The sequence below is a fragment of the Streptomyces sp. NPDC086787 genome (assembly GCF_044745865.1).
GTDB lineage: Bacteria > Actinomycetota > Actinomycetes > Streptomycetales > Streptomycetaceae > Streptomyces.
Genome location: NZ_JBIVBC010000002.1, coordinates 675,194 through 690,351, shown reverse-complemented (window position 1 = coordinate 690,351; position 15,158 = coordinate 675,194). Strand labels below are relative to the sequence as shown.

Below are 15,158 nucleotides of genomic sequence, written 5' to 3'. Positions count from 1 at the left end.
GTATGCCTTCCCTGCGGCGCCGCGCTCCACACGCGGACCTGACTCCCGCCGCCCGCCGTATCATCCGCCTCAACAACGGGTTCCAGCTGCTGTTCAACCTGCTGTGGTGGATGCCCGTGTTCTACGCCTACCAGCGGGACGCGGGCCTGTCGGACGGGCAGATCTTCGGCATCCAGAGCATCTACTACATCGCCTTCTGTCTGTTCGAGATCCCCACCGGGCTCGTCGCCGACCGCATCGGCGCCCGGAACTGCCTGCGCGCGGGCGCGGTGGTGATGACGGCGGCGAACATGATGCCGGTGCTGGCGCCCTCGTACACGGGCTTCCTCGTGCACTTCCTCGCCATCGCCGCCGGACGTTCCCTGACCTCGGGCGCGGCGAGCGCCTGTCTGTACGACGGGCTGCGCGCCGAAGGAGCGGGCGCGCACTACCTCCGGGCGGAGGGTACGGCGCGTGCCCTCGGTCTCGCCGCCAAGGTCGTCTGCTGGCCGCTCGTCGGACCGCTGATGACCCTGGCCCCGCAGACCCCGTACGTGCTCAGCGCGGCGAGCGCGGCCGGCTCACTCGGCTGTGCCCTCGCCCTGCCGCGGCTCGCCCCGCCCGACCCCGGTGGCGCACCGCGCGGGACCGGGCGGCGCGGCGGAACCCTGCTGCGCGACACCGGCGCCGCCCTGCGCACGCTGCGGTCCTCACCGTGGCTGGCCCTGCTCATGGTGCAGGGCGTGGCGGTGTTCACGCTGTCGCGGATCTGCCAGGTCAATCTGTTCCAGCCGGTGCTGCTGGGGCACGGCATCGGGGAGAGCACCCACGGAAGTGTGCTCGCGGCGATGACGGTCGCCGAGGCGGTGGCCTCCGCCCGCCCGCAGTGGCTGGGGTCCCGGCTGTCGCCCGCGGCCTGGGTGTCCCTGCTGAGCGTGGCGCTCGCCGCCGCCCTGGCGGGCACGACCGTCGGCGGGCCCTGGGCCGTGGTCGGGCTGCTGTGCGCGTTCGCCGCGCTCACCGGGTTCTGCTACCCGGTGCAGCGCAAGCTCATCAACGACGCCATTCCGCCGGGTGCGCCGCGGGCCACCCTGCTGTCGGTGGAGAGCATCGTGGACCGGGGCGTGTGCGCTCTGGCGGCGGTGGCCGCGGGCGCGTATCTGGCGGCGGGCCGGCTGGACGCGCTGCTGTGGCAGTCCGCCGCGGTCACCTGTGTGCTCATACCGTTGATTCACCTGGTGCTGCGCCGCATGGACCGGGCGACGGCCGAGCCGGGGACACCTGCGGGGACCGCCGTGGGCCCGGGCTCCCGCCAGACCGGCACCCGGCCACCGGAGGAACCCGTTCCGCTGCCCGTCGACGAAGGTGCGGCGCCACGGCCCTGATGACGCCCGGGCTCCATCTGGACGCGATCGCCGCGAGGCCGGATCATTCAGTTCCGGGCATCGCGTGATGCCGGATCACTCGCGGCGAGGCAAGTGACGGAGGCGTGGGCGCATGGGATCCGAGCTGCACTTCGGTCCGCAGGCCGAGGACAAGTGGTATGCGATCAGCCGGCGGAACGCACGGTCCGTGCAGACCACCGTGGGCTGGATCTTCTGGGATCCGGGGGCGGTGGCACGCTATGAGGCATGGGGTCTGGACGGGTTCCTGGCCGGGCCGATCGGGTATGTCGCGTCCCGTGGCGCACCGCTCGCCCCGGCGGGAGCGGAGGCGCTGATCGCCTCGTTCGGCACCATCAGCGCCGCGGGCATCCGGCTGGCGTTCGACCTGGTGAAGAGTCCTGACGCCTTCCGCGACTTCTGGAGTCTGCGCGACGAGGCGGTCGAGGAGGGCCTGCGGTCGCACGCGCCCGGAATCGTCGAGCCTCTGTGCGACACGGGGCCCGCGCTCTGGGCGGTGGTCGAGCGGCTTCCCCTGCTCGGGCGCACGTTGTTCGGAGCGACCCTGTCCATGCCCCGGCCGGAGTCCCCCCTGCTGTCCGGCTGGCACGCGGTCAACCTGCTGCGGGAATGGCGAGGGGACACGCACTGGGCACTGGTGGCGGCGGCGGGTCTCACCTCGTCGGAAGCGTCCATCCTGCACAACGAATGGCTGGGATACGAGGACGACTGGCTGAGCAAGTCCCGAGGGCACACCGGGGACGAGATCGACGCGGGCTGGGAGTCCCTGACACGCAAAGGGCTGGCCGCGGACCGGCGGGCGCTCCCCGAGGGCCTGCGGCTTCGCCAGCGGATCGAGGATCTCACCGACGAGCGGACCGTCCTTCCCTGGCAGCTCCTCGGCGAGCACGCCGCACACGAGTTCGCCGAACGGTTCGAGCCTCCGTGCGAGCTTCTGCTCGCCCGCGTGGACGAGACGGCCGGCCCCCAGTACCAGCCGGCCTCACGTCAACGCGCTGCGGGCTGAGGCCGCGCGGTGGCGCCGGGCAGGTCCTCGCGCACCGTGCGCCGACCGCTCGCCGGGGAGGTTTCCGGTCAGTCGCTGTCGATGCCCGTGACGGCGGGCGGCCCCAGCGGGGCCTCGCCGTCCGGGATTCCCACTTCGCGCAGCGCACCGGCCAGCTGCTCCGTGGCGTCCATCGCGGCCTCGTACCGGTCCGCGGCATCGACTTCGAGGCGTACCGAGAAGGTGTTGTCCTCGTTGACGGTCAGCAGGTCCAGGCCCTCACTCTCGCTGAGACCGGTGTGCTGTGACGACAGCCTCTCCTTCAGCGCCGTGCACGTGGCGGTGGTGATGCCGGTGGTGAAGGTGCCGGGGACTGTGATGACGAAGGTGGTCATGGATGACTCCTCGGAGTGACCTGCCGCATGCCTGACCTGTTCCGACTGCCCACCCCTCCCGCTCCGAACCATGCGGAGCGGAAGGAGGGCCGGGCCGTCCGGGCGCGGGCGTGCCGGGCGACCCTGGGCCCACGCGTCACCCACTCCTCCACACGGTCCATGCCGTACAGCAGCACCCCCACAACCGGCAGCAGCAGACAGGCGATCACGACCACGGCACGGACTCCCTCCTGGCAGGTGGTCATCGATGGGTGCCCTTATCACCGTTGGCCATGGCCTCGCGCATGTGAAGGTATCGTGCCCACATGACCGATGATCAGCACAGGATCCCGGGCCACCCGCTGCTGCGCCGTCCCGCGGAGGGTGAGCTCCTGGACGTCGCCGGTGTCGCGCACTTCTTCCGCCTCACCGGGGAGCACACGGGCGGGCACTTCGCGCTCGAGGAGTTCAGCCTCGCCCCTGGCACCATCGGCGCCCGGCCACATGTGCACGAAGGTCACGACGAGTACTTCTACGTTCTCGAAGGGGAACTGACACTGCACACCGGCGACGGTGAGGTGTCGGCCGGCCCCGGGCATGTGCTCGCCGCGACCCGCGGCACTCCGCACGGCTTCCGCAACGCGGGAACGGTGCTCACCCGCGCCCTGTGCCTCTACACTCCGGCCGGATACGAGAACTACTTCCGCGACGTCCACGCCGCGGTGAGCGCCGGGGCCGTGGCCACCGACGAACTGCTGGCCGAGTTCCGCAGCCGCTACCGGACGAGCTCACACCCGGTCTCCCCCGAGGCGCCATAGCCCCCGGGAGGCGGACCGCAAGCCGTGTCACGAAGTGTCACACCCCCGAGGGGCTCAACTTCATGCGTGCGTGATTGAGGTTCCTCTCCACTCGATCACGCTCGCCTTCGGGGAGCGAACTGTTGCGCAGGAGTTTTTCGCAGCACTCCTGCGCCTCTCCGTACCGGCCGGTCCAGTAGGCGGCGATGGAGAACTCGTCGAGTGCGCGCCAGGTGTACCAACCGGGCTCGACGAAAAGAATGTCGTCCGGTCGACGGATACGGATGGCCGAGCCCGCGAACGCGTACGCCATCTGCCAGTGCCCGGCCTGCCGGCACACGCGAGCGAGCTCACCCGGGGCCTCGGCGCGGACCGACCTGCCCTCATAGGCACGAATGTACCGGTCCATCACACTGCCGAAATCATGCCCCAGCTGCTCCGCGAGGCGCGCGGCGTAGAGGTTGGAGCAGAACACCTCCTCCACCCAGCCACCCATTCTTGCTCGGCGATCGTAGGCTTCGAGGGACTTTTCGGGTTCACCGGCATCGCGCCAGCTCTGGGCGAGATAGAAGACGTACCGTGCGTTGTCCGGCTCCTGCCGCAGCCCCTCGACCAGGATCGCAGCGTCCCGCAGGTACTTGGCACGTTTCCCGTGCTCCTTCAGGCGCGCTCCGCCGCCGAGGGAGCGGATGTTGAACCCCTCAATTTTCGCCCGGTCGTGCTTTCTTTCGCATTCAAGGTACTCGTGCATCACTCCTACGTAGCGCCAGGCGAGTCGGGTGGACACCAAGGCGGGACGCCAGTGAATCATCGGCCCATCATGGAGTGCCACCATGTAGGCGTCGCGGGTAAGTTTCGGCATTCGAAAACCAGGATCGATCTCCATTTCGTCGTCGGCGTCGATGAAAAGGAGGTACATCGCGGAATCCCTGGCCAGTTCGATTGCTTCGGTGCGACTTTCCCCGAAACCCTTCCATGGCCGCTCGTGGAGTTCCCCGGGAATGTCGGAGTACACATCCCGGATAATGTCCTGGGTGCCGTCGGTGGAACCCGTGTCAACGATTACCCACGTATCGATCAAGGGACGAAGCGAGTCAAGGCAACGTTTGATCACGTGAGCTTCGTTCTTGACGATCATGTTGAGGCAAACTCTCGGCTTCATCCGCTTCTCCAGGATTCCGATCCGCCGTGATGTCATTTCTGTGCCGCATCCGGCCTGCTTGCGCAGGGCAGGGGAAAATCAGTTCAGCGAGGCGAGATAGCGGTTGGGGGTGTCAGGGGTGATGACATCACGCTGTACCAGTTCGGCGAGGCAGCGGTGAGCGAGGTCGTTCGAGCCATAGACATGGTGGGCGATCAACGACATGTGCTTGAGCTGCTCGTCGGTCATCGACTCCAGATGCCCGAAGTCACGTACGTACACGACGTCCGCCTCCAGCAGTTGATGCTGTGCCCGGCGGAAGTCTCCGCCGAAGACCACCGGGGCGATCGGCCAGTGCTTGGTGGCTGCGAATGTGTGCGGAATGAATCCCCGGGAGCGCAGTTCCTGATCCACGTCGCCGAATACCGGCTGGTCCTCGTACAGGGGAACGAAGGAAACCTCTGTGTGGACCGCTACCGCCTCGGCCAGCTTCTGGCCGGCCCCCTGGAAGACCATCAGCTCTGCTCCCTGGATGTCGATCTTGAGGAGATCGAAGGCGCCAACCTCCTCGACCTCGTCGAGACGACGGGTGGGGACGGGGATCTCCTCCAGTACCCGTCCCCATTCACCGAAGCCGTTGAAGAGCGCGAGCCGGTTCGGATCGGGCCGGAAGAGACTGGTCATCCCCGAGGCAACGGCGACGCGGAGTGTGTGGGTGTCGCCGTCGCCCAGCGCGTGAGGCAGGTATGTCTCATTGGGTCCTTTGCGGCGTTGCAGTTCGGCGAGCGCCTCCGGCTGGGGCTCGAATCCGGTCACCCGGCACAGGCCGGCCTCCAGCATGCCCTTGTACGGCGGGTCGCCGTCGATGGGGTTGGCTCCGACATCCACGACATGGGTCGGCCTGACTGGTTGCAACAGGTCGCGCAGGGCAAAGGGAGCCTGTGCTCGGGCTGTGACGGTCACGCCTCGGCCACCTTCCATGCCCTCCCCGGCATACGCCGGGCGAGGGCGAAATTCTTGGAGATCCGGTCATGCTGACCGCCGAAATGGGACGCAGGCGACGTTAGGCGAGACGGCAGCCGGTTGTCCTGTGGCACGCCGCCGGGTGCTGTCACGTTGTCGGGTGCGTGAATGTCCGACGGTTTTCCGGAGTGTGGTGGGGCCGAGTCACGGGCCCCGCGTCAGACGGCGGTGGGTCGGCCGGCCGACCACTCGGCGGAGGCACTTCACCCGTTTGCGCCGGCGGGTGGGCCGATGGCTGTTCCCGGCACAGTCCTCTTCCTCTGACCGGCCGTCCGGTCCCAAGGCGAATAGTTCGAAGGACCATCACATGTCTGCCGGGAAGATCACTCGTTCTCCCACAACTCGCGGGGGTTCTCAGGAGATGGATGGAACACCGGCGCTGGCATACTGGGCGATCGGCATTGCGTGTCGCTCAGAAAGGTCCATCATGACCGTCTCCACCACCGATCCCAGCGAATCCGTGCAGTCGGTGCTGGGGAGCGAGACGGACAGCGAAGCGGCCAAGGCCGGCCGACTCCGTATCACCTGGTGGATGTGGACTCTGACGGGGGCGCTGTTCTTCCTCTACACGTCGTTTTCGTTCCGGCTGCATGAGCGTCTGTATACGTTCGGCTTCGACCTGGGGGTATTTGAACAGGCCGTTCGCTCCTATGCTCATGGGCATTGGCCTGTATCGGAAGTCAGGGGAGCGGGATTTCCAGTCCTCGGAGACCACTTCTCTCCGATCCTGGCACTCGTCGCGCCGTTCTACGACCTGTGGCCCACACCCAAGACCCTCATGGTCGTGCAGGCCGCCCTGATCGCGTCGAGCGTGTTGCCCCTGGTCCTGTGGACACGCCGGAGGCTGGGTGACGTCGCGGCCGCGGTCATCGGCGGGGCGTACGGACTCTCCTGGGGTGTCGCGAGCGCTCTGCAGGTCTCGTTCCACGAGGTGGCCTTCGCGGTACCGCTCATCACGTGTTCGCTGATCAGCCTCGTCGAGGGGCGTCTCCGTCGAGCCGCGCTCTGGGCCCTTCCACTGATCCTCGTCAAGGAGGATCTCGGCATGACCGCGGCCGTGATCGGCGGCTTCATCATCTGGCGCGGCAGCCGGAAGCTCGGCGTCATCACGGTCCTGACCGGCCTGGTGGCCACCATCGTGGCCCTGCTGATCGTCATGCCGGCGCTGAACACCGACGGTGGGTACAACCGCGCGGAGTGGTTGATGCCACCCGGTGGTCACGGATTCGGTGATGTTCTCTACCGCTACACCGTGGGTGTGATCACGCCCGAAGTGAAGTCGACCACGCTGCTTCTCGTGCTGGCACCCACACTGGGCCTGGCCATGAGATCTCCGCTGATCCTCATCGCGCTGCCCAACCTGTTGGGGCGGTTCGTCGCCAACTACGACATCGGCTGGGGTTACGGCGCTCACCACTCCCTGGTCCTGATGCCGATCGTCTTCATCGCCTTCGTGGATGCCCTGGAGCGTCGTCGTTCGTCCCGCGGCAGTCTGAACCGGTACCTCATGGGCTGTGCCGCGATCACATTGCTGATCTTCCCCCAGTTCGCGCTCTGGGCGGTCTTCCAGCCGGCCACGTGGAAGGACGATCCTCATGTCGCCGCAGCGCAGCGAATGATGGCCCTGGTCCCCGACAATGTGACGGTGCAGGCCACCAACACCTTGGTGCCCCACCTTTCGAACCGCACAAGCGTGAGCATCTTCGGCTGGGCCCAAAGCCGCCCCAATCCACAGTGGCTCGTGGTCGACACCGCCGTGCCGCTGTTCCAACGCTGGCCGTACGACGTGGCGACCGAGGCGAAGGTGCTGGAAGCGGACCGCCAAGCCGGGTACACCGCAGTGGGCAGCGACGACGGGGTCGTGGTGCTGAAGCGCTCGAACTGAGTGCCACTGCGGTCCGGACGGTACGAACGGAGCAACCGAACCAGCCCCACCGGACCATGGCCACCATCGGCTGCCTACCGTTCCGCCTCCCCCGACATCAGGTACACCGCCCGGCACTGTTCGAAGTGGCTGGGTCTGCCGTCGCTCCGGACCAGACGGCCGAGACGGGCGGCCGTCGCCCGGGGCGCGAGCGTCCAGGTGCCGTCCGTTCGGCGCAGGGCGGCGGAGTGCCAGGGCGTGGTCCAGGCATCCGGCGCGTCGAGGAGGCGGATGCCGAACTTCGGGGCGCCAAGGGGTTGCGGGTGGATCGAGAGGCGTACGGCGCGGGGGTGGTGCCCGGCGATCAGGTCGCCCCAGGCGCGGCTGCGCTGGATGACGCCGTAGGCACGTTGCCGGCAGGCGCGTTGCAGGGCGGAGCGGGTACCGGTCCAGTCCGCGGTGTCCTCGACGAGGAAGCGGGTGATGCCGCGGTAGAGGGCGAGGGCCTGTTCGTCGGATCGGACTTCGGAGCGCAGGGCGTCCAGGGTGGGCGCGTGGCGGTCGTGGACGTGGGCGCGTTTCGCGTCGTACGGCAGATCGCCCAGGACGTCACGGAGGTCGAAGACGGACAGTCTGTCCAGGCCCAGTCGGCCGATCTGGGCGCGCAGGTCGTCGGCGTAGGCGTCGATGTGGCGGTCGGGGACACCGATGAGGTCGCCGAAGACATGGCCGTCCGAACAGATGACGACCCGGGCGCCGGGCGGGTGGATCCGCTCGATGTCGGCGCACAGGGTGTTCAGGAAGCCGAGGGAGAGGCGCTCGCCCTGGTCGGGAAGGTGGCCGAGGACCTTCGCCGGGTTGGGGGACTTGCACGGGAAGCCTGGCAGCGTGAAGACGACGGGCGTGTCCTCGCGTACGAAGTCGGCGATGCGGCGCAGCTGGTGGGGGAACGATTCGGCGGTCGGCCGGTCGGTGAGGGGGCCGCTCGTGCGGTGGTGGGGCAGGAGCAGACCGAGGATCCCGGTGGCGATCCGGGTGGGGTGGGTGTGGGGCGCGGTCGTCGGTGACATGTCGTTGCTCCGGGGGTACGAGGGAGTTTCGGGGCACGCCGGCATGGCGCCGCGGCGGGGTGGTGGCCGGGCGCCGGGGTCAGCGGGCCGGTGTCAGAGGCGTCGGTCGTAGCCGACGGGCAGGTGGTTGGTGCCGCGGCCGAGGACGGCCGGGATCCACTCGATGTCCTCGTCCCTGATGGCGAGATGCAGGCCGGGCAGTCGGGCGAGGAGCGTGCCGAGGGCGATCCGGAGTTCGGTGCGGGCGAGGGCGGCGCCGGGGCAGAAGTGGATGCCGTGGCCGAAGGCGAGGTGGGGGTTGGGGCTGCGGCCGAGGTCGAGGGTGTCCGGTTCGGGGAAGCGGCGCGGGTCGCGGTTGGCGGCGCAGAGCGAGACGATCACGGAGTCGCCCGCCGGGACGCCGGTGCCGTGCAGGTCGCTGTCCCGGTCGAAGAAGCGCCACGTGGTGAGCTCGAAGGCGCTGTCGTAGCGCAGGAGTTCCTCGACCGCGCGGGGCAGCAGGCCCGGTCGGTCGCGCAGCCGGGTGAGTTGGTCCGGGTGGCGGAGGAGGGCGATCAGGGCCGTGGTGATCTGGTTGGTGACCGGTTCCTGGCCCGCGACGAGCAGCTGGAAGATCATCGAATCCAGCTCCTCCTGGGACAGTTCGCGGCGGTCGCGGGCCACGACGAGACGGCTGAGGAGATCGTCCTCCGGGTGCTCCCGCTTGTGGGCGACGACATCGGCGATGTAGCTCTGGAGGCCGTGCAGCCTGGCCTCGTACACCGGGCGTCCCGGGTCGGTGGGGCCGACCGGCTGGACGACCTTGCCCCAGTCCCGGTCGAAGCGGTCTGCCAGCTCACCCGGCAGGCCGATCGTCTCGGCGAGCGCCTGGAAGGGGAAGTGGGCGGCGAATCCGGTGACGAGGTCGGCCGGCCCGGCTTCGGGGAGGGTGTCGATCAGCGCGTCGGCCAGCCGCTGGAAGCGCGGGCGCAGGGCTTCGACACGGCGTGGGGTGAAGGCGTCGGTGACGAAGCGCCGCATGTGGGTGTGCTTGGGCGGGTCCTGGTGCAGCAGGTGGACCTGGAGCTGGGAGTGCTGCGGCTCGGGCATGATCGAGGCGCGGGCCCGCCAGCGGTCGTTGCCGCGGTCGTGGTTCTTGCCCAGCCGGTCGTCGTTCAGCGCGGAGTGCGCGGCGTCGTAGCCGGTGACGAGCCAGGCCCGCACACCGCTGGGGAAGAGCACGCGGTGGACCGGACCGGCCTCGCGCATCCGCTCGTAGAGGGGGTAGGGGTCGCTCTTGTAGGGGCAGCCCAGCAACGGGACGGGGTCGGGCAGATCGTCCGGACCGCTGGCGGACTTGGGCTCCTGGAGGGTCATACGGGGGCTCCTCAGAGGGCGAGTTCGGGCCGGTGGTGGTCGAGCCACAGGGCGAGGTCGACGACGCGTTCCAGACGCAGGCGGTGGCCCCACTCCAGCCGCTCCGGCGGGGTGTCGAGGCAGGGCTTCACGCGGGTCTCGTCGGCGAGGGCGCGTACCTGCTCGTTCGCGAGCGCGTCGCGGGCCATGTTCTGGAGGCCCCGGTTGTAGTCGGGGTGATGGGTGGCCGGGTAGTGGTTCTTGGGGCGGTGCAGGACGGAGTCCGGGGCGAGGCCCGTGCCCGCGGCGCGCAGCAGGCTCTTCTCCCGGCCGTCGAAGCTCTTCAGTGCCCATGGCGTGGAGAAGGCGTACTCGACGAGCCGGTGGTCGCAGTACGGGACGCGCACCTCGAGTCCCTGAGCCATGCTCAGGCGGTCCTTGCGGTGCAGGAGTTGGCGCAGCCATCGGGTCAGGGACATGTACTGCATCTCGCGCTGCCGGTGCTCGGCGGGACTCTCGCCGTCGAGGTGCGGTACGGCGGCCAGTGCGTCGCGGTAGGTGTCGTCGCGGAACTCGCCGATGCGCAGGTTGAGTTCGGGGTTGAGGGGCATGGCCGCCTCGTCGCCGGTGACCAACAGCCAGGGGAAGGTCCCGGCGGCGAGCGCCTTCGGGCTGTGGAACCACGGGTAGCCGCCGAACACCTCGTCGGCCGCCTCGCCGGACAGCGCGACGGTGGAGTGCCGGCGGATCTCGCCGAACAGCAGGTACAGCGAGGTGTCCATGTCGCCCACGCCGATCGGCGAGTCGCGGGCCACGACGACCGCCTTGCGGTGCTCGGGGTCGAGCAGGGCGCGCGGGTCGAGGACCACGGTGCTGTGGTCGGTGCCGATGAAGGCGCCGGCCTCGGTGGCGTACGGGGTGTCGTGACCGGTGCGCAGGACGTCGCCCGTGAAGCGCTCGGCCTGGTCGCTGTAGTCGACGGCGTAGGAGCGGAACCTCGCCTCCGGGCCTTCCCTCAGCCGTAGTTCGTCGGCCAGCAGGGCGGTCAGGACGGTGGAGTCGATGCCGCCGGACAGCAGACTGCACAGCGGGACGTCGGCCTCCAGCTGCCCGCGGGCCGCGGCGCCCACCAGCTCACGGACGCGCTCCACCGTCGTGTCGCGGTCGTCGGTGTGGTGCTCGGCCTCCAGTCGCCAGTAGCGGTGTTCGCGGATGCCGTCACGGTCGAGGACCAGCACTCCCCCGGGCTCGACCTCCCGGATCCCGGACCACACCGTCGGCCCGGTGTTGAACAGTAGGCTGTACGCCTCCCGCAGCCCGTCCGCGTCGACGCGGGGCCGTATCCCGGGGTGTGCGAAGAGGGCCTTGGGCTCGGAGGCGAAGGCGAGGCCGCCGTCGACGGCTGACCAGAACAGGGGTTTGACGCCGAGCCGGTCGCGCACCAGGACCAGCCGCTGTGCCCGCTCGTCCCAGATGGCGAAGGCGAACATGCCGTCCAGGTGATCGGCCACGGCCTCGCCCCACTCCGCGTAGGCCCGCAGTATCACTTCGGTGTCGCTGCGGGTGCGGAACGCATGGCCCCGGCCACGCAGTTCGGTCCTCAGTCGGTGGTGGTTGTAGATCTCGCCGCTGTGGCTGAGCACGATGTCCGGCCGCTCGGGACGGTCGGTCATCGGCTGCGTGCCGCCTTCGAGGTCGATGACGGCCAGTCGGCGATGGCCGATCGCGGCGTGCTCGCCGAGCCAGAGACCCGTGGCGTCGGGGCCGCGCGGTGTGAGGGTGGCCGTCATGGCCTCGATGACCGGTGCCTGGGTCCGGGCGTCACGGTGGAAGGACACCCAGCCGGTGATTCCGCACATGGAGAGCTCCTGGGTCGGAGAGGGCCGAATGAGCCCGAGGGATCAGACGGGTTGAGGGGTCAGGGGGGGGTCAGAGGGACACGGTGTCGGTGGTCCTGTCGGAGCGATGCCGGCCGGGCAGTGCGAGCAGGGGTACGGCGAGACAGGCGGCGGTGGCGGCCAGCGCCAGACCGGCGTGTACGCCGCCGTCGGGTCCGGCGAGTGCCCAGGCGGCGGTGGCGAGGGCGGGGCCCAGGGTGAAGCCGAGGCTGCGGGCCAGTTGGACGGTGGACCCCACGGCGGCGGACTGGCCGGGAGGTGCGGCCCCCATGACGAGCGCCTGCGTCGGACCGCCGGTGAGGCCCATGCCGACACCGGCCAGAGCCAGCCGCCAGGCCACCGTCGACGGTGTCCAGCCGTCACCCAGCGGGACGAGCAGCAGCAGTCCGGCCGCGGTGAGGACGGCGCCGATGGTGGCCACCGGCCGTGCCCCGTACCGGTCCGCGAGGCGTCCGCCGAGGGGGCCGGCCACGCCCATGCCCAGCGGGAAGGCGAGCACGGTGAGCCCGGTGGTCGTGGCGCTGACGCCGTCGTCGCGCTGGAGGTGCAGGGCGACGACGTAGTGCATGGCGGCGAACCCTGCCGCGAGGGACAGCACCGCGCAGTGGGCGCGGAGCAGTCCCGGGATCCGCAGCACTCCGGTCACCGGACGGCCGCCCGGCCCGCGCAGCCACCACCACAGCGGCACGGCGGCCGCCGGTGCGAGGAGCAGCCATGCCGGACGGTCCGCCGCCAGGGTCAGCGCCAGTAGCAGAGCCGCCGTCCCGGTGGCCACCAGGAGGGCGTCCCCGGCCGAGCGCGGCGTGGGACGGCTCAGCCCGCCGTCGTCCGGCATCGCGCGCCGGGCCACCACCAGGGCGAGCAGACAGAAGGGGATCTTGACGAGGAAGACGGAGTGCCAGCCCAGGTGGTCCAGCAGCAGGCCGCCGACGGCCGGGCCGGTCACTGCGCCGAGCGGGCCCAGGGTCGCGGGTACGCTCATCGCCCGGCCCCTGCTGCCGGGTCGTACGGAGCGCATCGCCAGCACCGGCATGAGAACGAAGAGCACGGCGCCGAACGCGCCCTGCGCGATGCGAGCGGCTATCAGCCAGGCGGCCCAGGGGGCGGCGGCCGCCAGCGCCCCGCACACCGCGAAACCGGTGGTGGCGGTGAGCACGGCGGAGCGGATGCCCGCCCCGGCCAGCCATCGCCCGACGGGCAGCAGAAGGGCGACGACGGCGAGTTGGTAGCCGAGGACGGCCCACTGGGCGGTGGCGGCGGAGACGCGCAGGCCGTCGGCGATGTCCGCGAGGGCCACGTTGACGATGTTCATGTCGAGCATCGCCACGAACGACAGCACGCCCGCCACGGCAACGAGCAGCCAGCGGTCCTCCCCGGCGGGTATGTCGCCGGGCTGCCCCGAACCGGAACCCTGGTCCGTCACGTTGCCACCTTCAGGGTCGTGGCCGGCGCCTGGTGGTCGACGGCGATCAGCGGGTCGCCCGTGAGCGGATGGTCGATGACCGCCGCTCGCACCCCGAACACCTCTGCCATCAGCGAGGGTGTGAGGACCGCGCGGGGCGGGCCGGAGGCGACGACCGAACCCTCGTGCAGGACATGGACGCGGTCGCAGACGGAGGCGGCCGCGTTCAGGTCGTGCAGTGACACCAGTGAGGTCCGGCGCTGGGCCCGGAGCAGGGCGAGGAGTTCGACCTGGTGGCGGATGTCGAGGTGGTTGGTCGGCTCGTCGAGGACCAGGACGTCGGGATTCTGGGCGAAGGCCCTTGCGAGCAGGACGCGTTGGCGTTCGCCGCCGGACAGGTCCGTGAACCGGCGCCCGGCCGCGGCCTCCATGCCCACCTCGGTCAGGGCTTTCGCCACGATGCCCCGGTCGATGGCGTCCTCGCCTGCGAAGGCCCGCTTGTAGGGGGTGCGGCCCATGGCGACGACCTCGCGCACGGTCAGCTCGAAGTCGCTTCCCCGCTCCTGCGGGAGGGCCGCCACATGCCGTGCCGACTGGGCCGGAGTGAGCTCGCGCAGGTCTGTGCCGGCCAGGAGCACCCGCCCGGCGGCGGGCTTCAGGTGCCGGTAGACGGTGCGCAGGAGCGTGGACTTGCCGCTGCCGTTCGGCCCGACCAGTCCGGTGATCTCGCCTTCGGCGGCGATCAGTTGGGCGCCCGCGACGACGGTGCGGCCGGCGTAGGCGATGTGCACGTTCTCGATGTCGATCCTCAACTGCCGCTCCCCAGGCGTCGGTCCAGCAGATACAGCAGGGCGGGAGCGCCCAGCAGCGAGGTGACCACGCCCACCGGCAGCTCCTGGGTGTCCATGGCGGTGCGGCAGACGATGTCCACGACGACCAGCAGCACCGCTCCGGACAGTGCGGCGACCGGCAGCAGACGCCGGTGGTCGCCGCCGACGACCAGACGGCAGGCGTGCGGCACCATCAGGGCGACGAAGGCGATCGCGCCGGAGACGGCCACCAGCACGCCGGTCAGCATGCTGGTGACCGTGAACAGTTCACGGCGCAGACGGGTCACGTCGATGCCGAGTCCGGCGGCCGTCTCGTCGCCCATCAGCAGGGCGTTCAGTCCCCGGGCGCGCGCCTGGAGCCAGAGCAGGGCGGCGGGCACGGCGACGGCGGGGGCCGCGAGGAGTTGCCAGTTCGCTCCGCCGAGGCTGCCCATGAGCCAGAACAGCACGCTGTGCGTCTGCTGTTCGTCCCCGGCCCGCAGCACCAGCCAGCTGGTGAAGCCGGACAGGAACTGGCCGATCGCGACTCCGGCGAGCACCAGTCGCAGCGGTGCGAATCCCCCGCCACGCCGGGCCACCGCCCACACCAGCGCGAAGGTGCCCAGCGCACCGGCGAAGGCCGCGCCGGACAGGCCCAGTCCCAGGGCCCCGCCCGCCCCGGCGCCGAGCACGATCGCGGCGACCGCGCCCAGGGAGGCGCCGTTGGAGATGCCCAGCAGATACGGGTCGGCCAGTGGATTGCGGACCAGCGCCTGCACCGCCGTACCCACCAGGCCGAGACCCGCGCCCACGAGGGCGGCGAGCAGGGCGCGCGGTACGCGAAGTTGCCACACGATCAGGTCGTCGGTGCCGGGCCGGGGGGCTTGTCCGGACAGTCTCCGCCACACCACGCCCCATACCTCACCGGGTGCGATGGACGTGGAGCCCCAGGCCACCGCGGCCGTCAGCGCGGCCAGCAGCAGCACCGCCAGGACCGCCGCCAGCGGTACCGCGGGCAGCGTCCGTGACCGGGGCGCGGCGCCGGTGGTCCTTCGGCGCGGCAGTGTGAAGTCCATGG

The 15,158-nt window shown here is 70.2% G+C and carries 13 protein-coding genes; 4 read left to right on the top strand and 9 right to left on the bottom strand.

Annotation, left to right across the window (positions count from 1 at the left end; translation table 11 throughout):
- Window positions 1-2: 2 nt before the first annotated feature.
- Window positions 3-1,364, top strand: a complete 1,362-nt coding sequence (locus tag ACIPK3_RS09330; RefSeq protein WP_402567869.1) for an MFS transporter — start codon at window positions 3-5, stop codon at window positions 1,362-1,364.
- A gap of 112 nt (window positions 1,365-1,476) precedes the next feature.
- Complete coding sequence (locus ACIPK3_RS09325; RefSeq protein WP_402567719.1) at window positions 1,477-2,388, top strand: hypothetical protein; 912 nt, start codon at window positions 1,477-1,479, stop codon at window positions 2,386-2,388.
- Between the two features lie 68 nt (window positions 2,389-2,456).
- Here the strand turns inward: ACIPK3_RS09325 and ACIPK3_RS09320 are convergent, their stop codons facing one another.
- Window positions 2,457-2,762 carry a hypothetical protein gene (locus tag ACIPK3_RS09320; protein WP_402567717.1) on the bottom strand — a complete coding sequence of 102 codons (306 nt, stop codon included), beginning with the start codon at window positions 2,760-2,762 and terminating at the stop codon, window positions 2,457-2,459.
- 305 nt (window positions 2,763-3,067) lie between these two features.
- On the opposite strand from ACIPK3_RS09320, the gene ACIPK3_RS09315 reads away from it, so the two are divergent.
- The gene (locus ACIPK3_RS09315) at window positions 3,068-3,559 is read left to right on the top strand and encodes a cupin domain-containing protein (protein ID WP_402567715.1); all 492 of its coding nucleotides are present in this window, start codon (window positions 3,068-3,070) and stop codon (window positions 3,557-3,559) included.
- A gap of 37 nt (window positions 3,560-3,596) precedes the next feature.
- Here the strand turns inward: ACIPK3_RS09315 and ACIPK3_RS09310 are convergent, their stop codons facing one another.
- Both ACIPK3_RS09310 and ACIPK3_RS09305 read right to left on the bottom strand, forming a co-directional pair.
- The gene (locus tag ACIPK3_RS09310; RefSeq protein WP_402567713.1) at window positions 3,597-4,676 is read right to left on the bottom strand and encodes a glycosyltransferase; all 1,080 of its coding nucleotides are present in this window, start codon (window positions 4,674-4,676) and stop codon (window positions 3,597-3,599) included.
- Window positions 4,677-4,778: 102 nt separating this feature from the next.
- The gene (locus ACIPK3_RS09305; RefSeq protein WP_402567711.1) at window positions 4,779-5,642 is read right to left on the bottom strand and encodes an FkbM family methyltransferase; all 864 of its coding nucleotides are present in this window, start codon (window positions 5,640-5,642) and stop codon (window positions 4,779-4,781) included.
- 487 nt (window positions 5,643-6,129) lie between these two features.
- Between ACIPK3_RS09305 and ACIPK3_RS09300 the strand changes: the two genes are divergently transcribed.
- Window positions 6,130-7,587: a DUF2079 domain-containing protein gene (locus tag ACIPK3_RS09300; RefSeq protein WP_402567709.1), complete on the top strand. Its 1,458-nt coding sequence runs from the start codon at window positions 6,130-6,132 to the stop codon at window positions 7,585-7,587.
- A gap of 74 nt (window positions 7,588-7,661) precedes the next feature.
- On the opposite strand, the gene ACIPK3_RS09295 is transcribed toward ACIPK3_RS09300, so the two are convergent.
- From ACIPK3_RS09295 to ACIPK3_RS09270, 6 genes are all read right to left on the bottom strand, one after another.
- On the bottom strand, window positions 7,662-8,636 hold the full coding sequence (locus ACIPK3_RS09295; RefSeq protein ID WP_402567707.1) for an L-tyrosine/L-tryptophan isonitrile synthase family protein: 975 nt from the start codon (window positions 8,634-8,636) through the stop codon (window positions 7,662-7,664).
- A gap of 93 nt (window positions 8,637-8,729) precedes the next feature.
- Window positions 8,730-9,992, bottom strand: a complete 1,263-nt coding sequence (locus ACIPK3_RS09290) for a cytochrome P450 (RefSeq protein WP_402567705.1) — start codon at window positions 9,990-9,992, stop codon at window positions 8,730-8,732.
- An 11-nt stretch (window positions 9,993-10,003) separates the two neighbouring features.
- Window positions 10,004-11,830 (bottom strand): asparagine synthase (glutamine-hydrolyzing), encoded by a 1,827-nt coding sequence (gene asnB / locus ACIPK3_RS09285; RefSeq protein WP_402567703.1) that lies wholly within the window; start codon window positions 11,828-11,830, stop codon window positions 10,004-10,006.
- Between the two features lie 70 nt (window positions 11,831-11,900).
- Complete coding sequence (locus tag ACIPK3_RS09280; protein ID WP_402567701.1) at window positions 11,901-13,292, bottom strand: MFS transporter; 1,392 nt, start codon at window positions 13,290-13,292, stop codon at window positions 11,901-11,903.
- Window positions 13,289-14,083, bottom strand: a complete 795-nt coding sequence (locus ACIPK3_RS09275) for an ABC transporter ATP-binding protein (RefSeq protein ID WP_402567699.1) — start codon at window positions 14,081-14,083, stop codon at window positions 13,289-13,291. The genes ACIPK3_RS09280 and ACIPK3_RS09275 overlap by 4 nt, the downstream gene beginning before the upstream one ends.
- Window positions 14,080-15,156, bottom strand: coding sequence for a FecCD family ABC transporter permease (locus ACIPK3_RS09270; RefSeq protein ID WP_402567697.1), 1,077 nt, complete (start codon window positions 15,154-15,156; stop codon window positions 14,080-14,082). The genes ACIPK3_RS09275 and ACIPK3_RS09270 overlap by 4 nt, the downstream gene beginning before the upstream one ends.
- Between the last annotated feature and the right edge of the window lie 2 nt (window positions 15,157-15,158).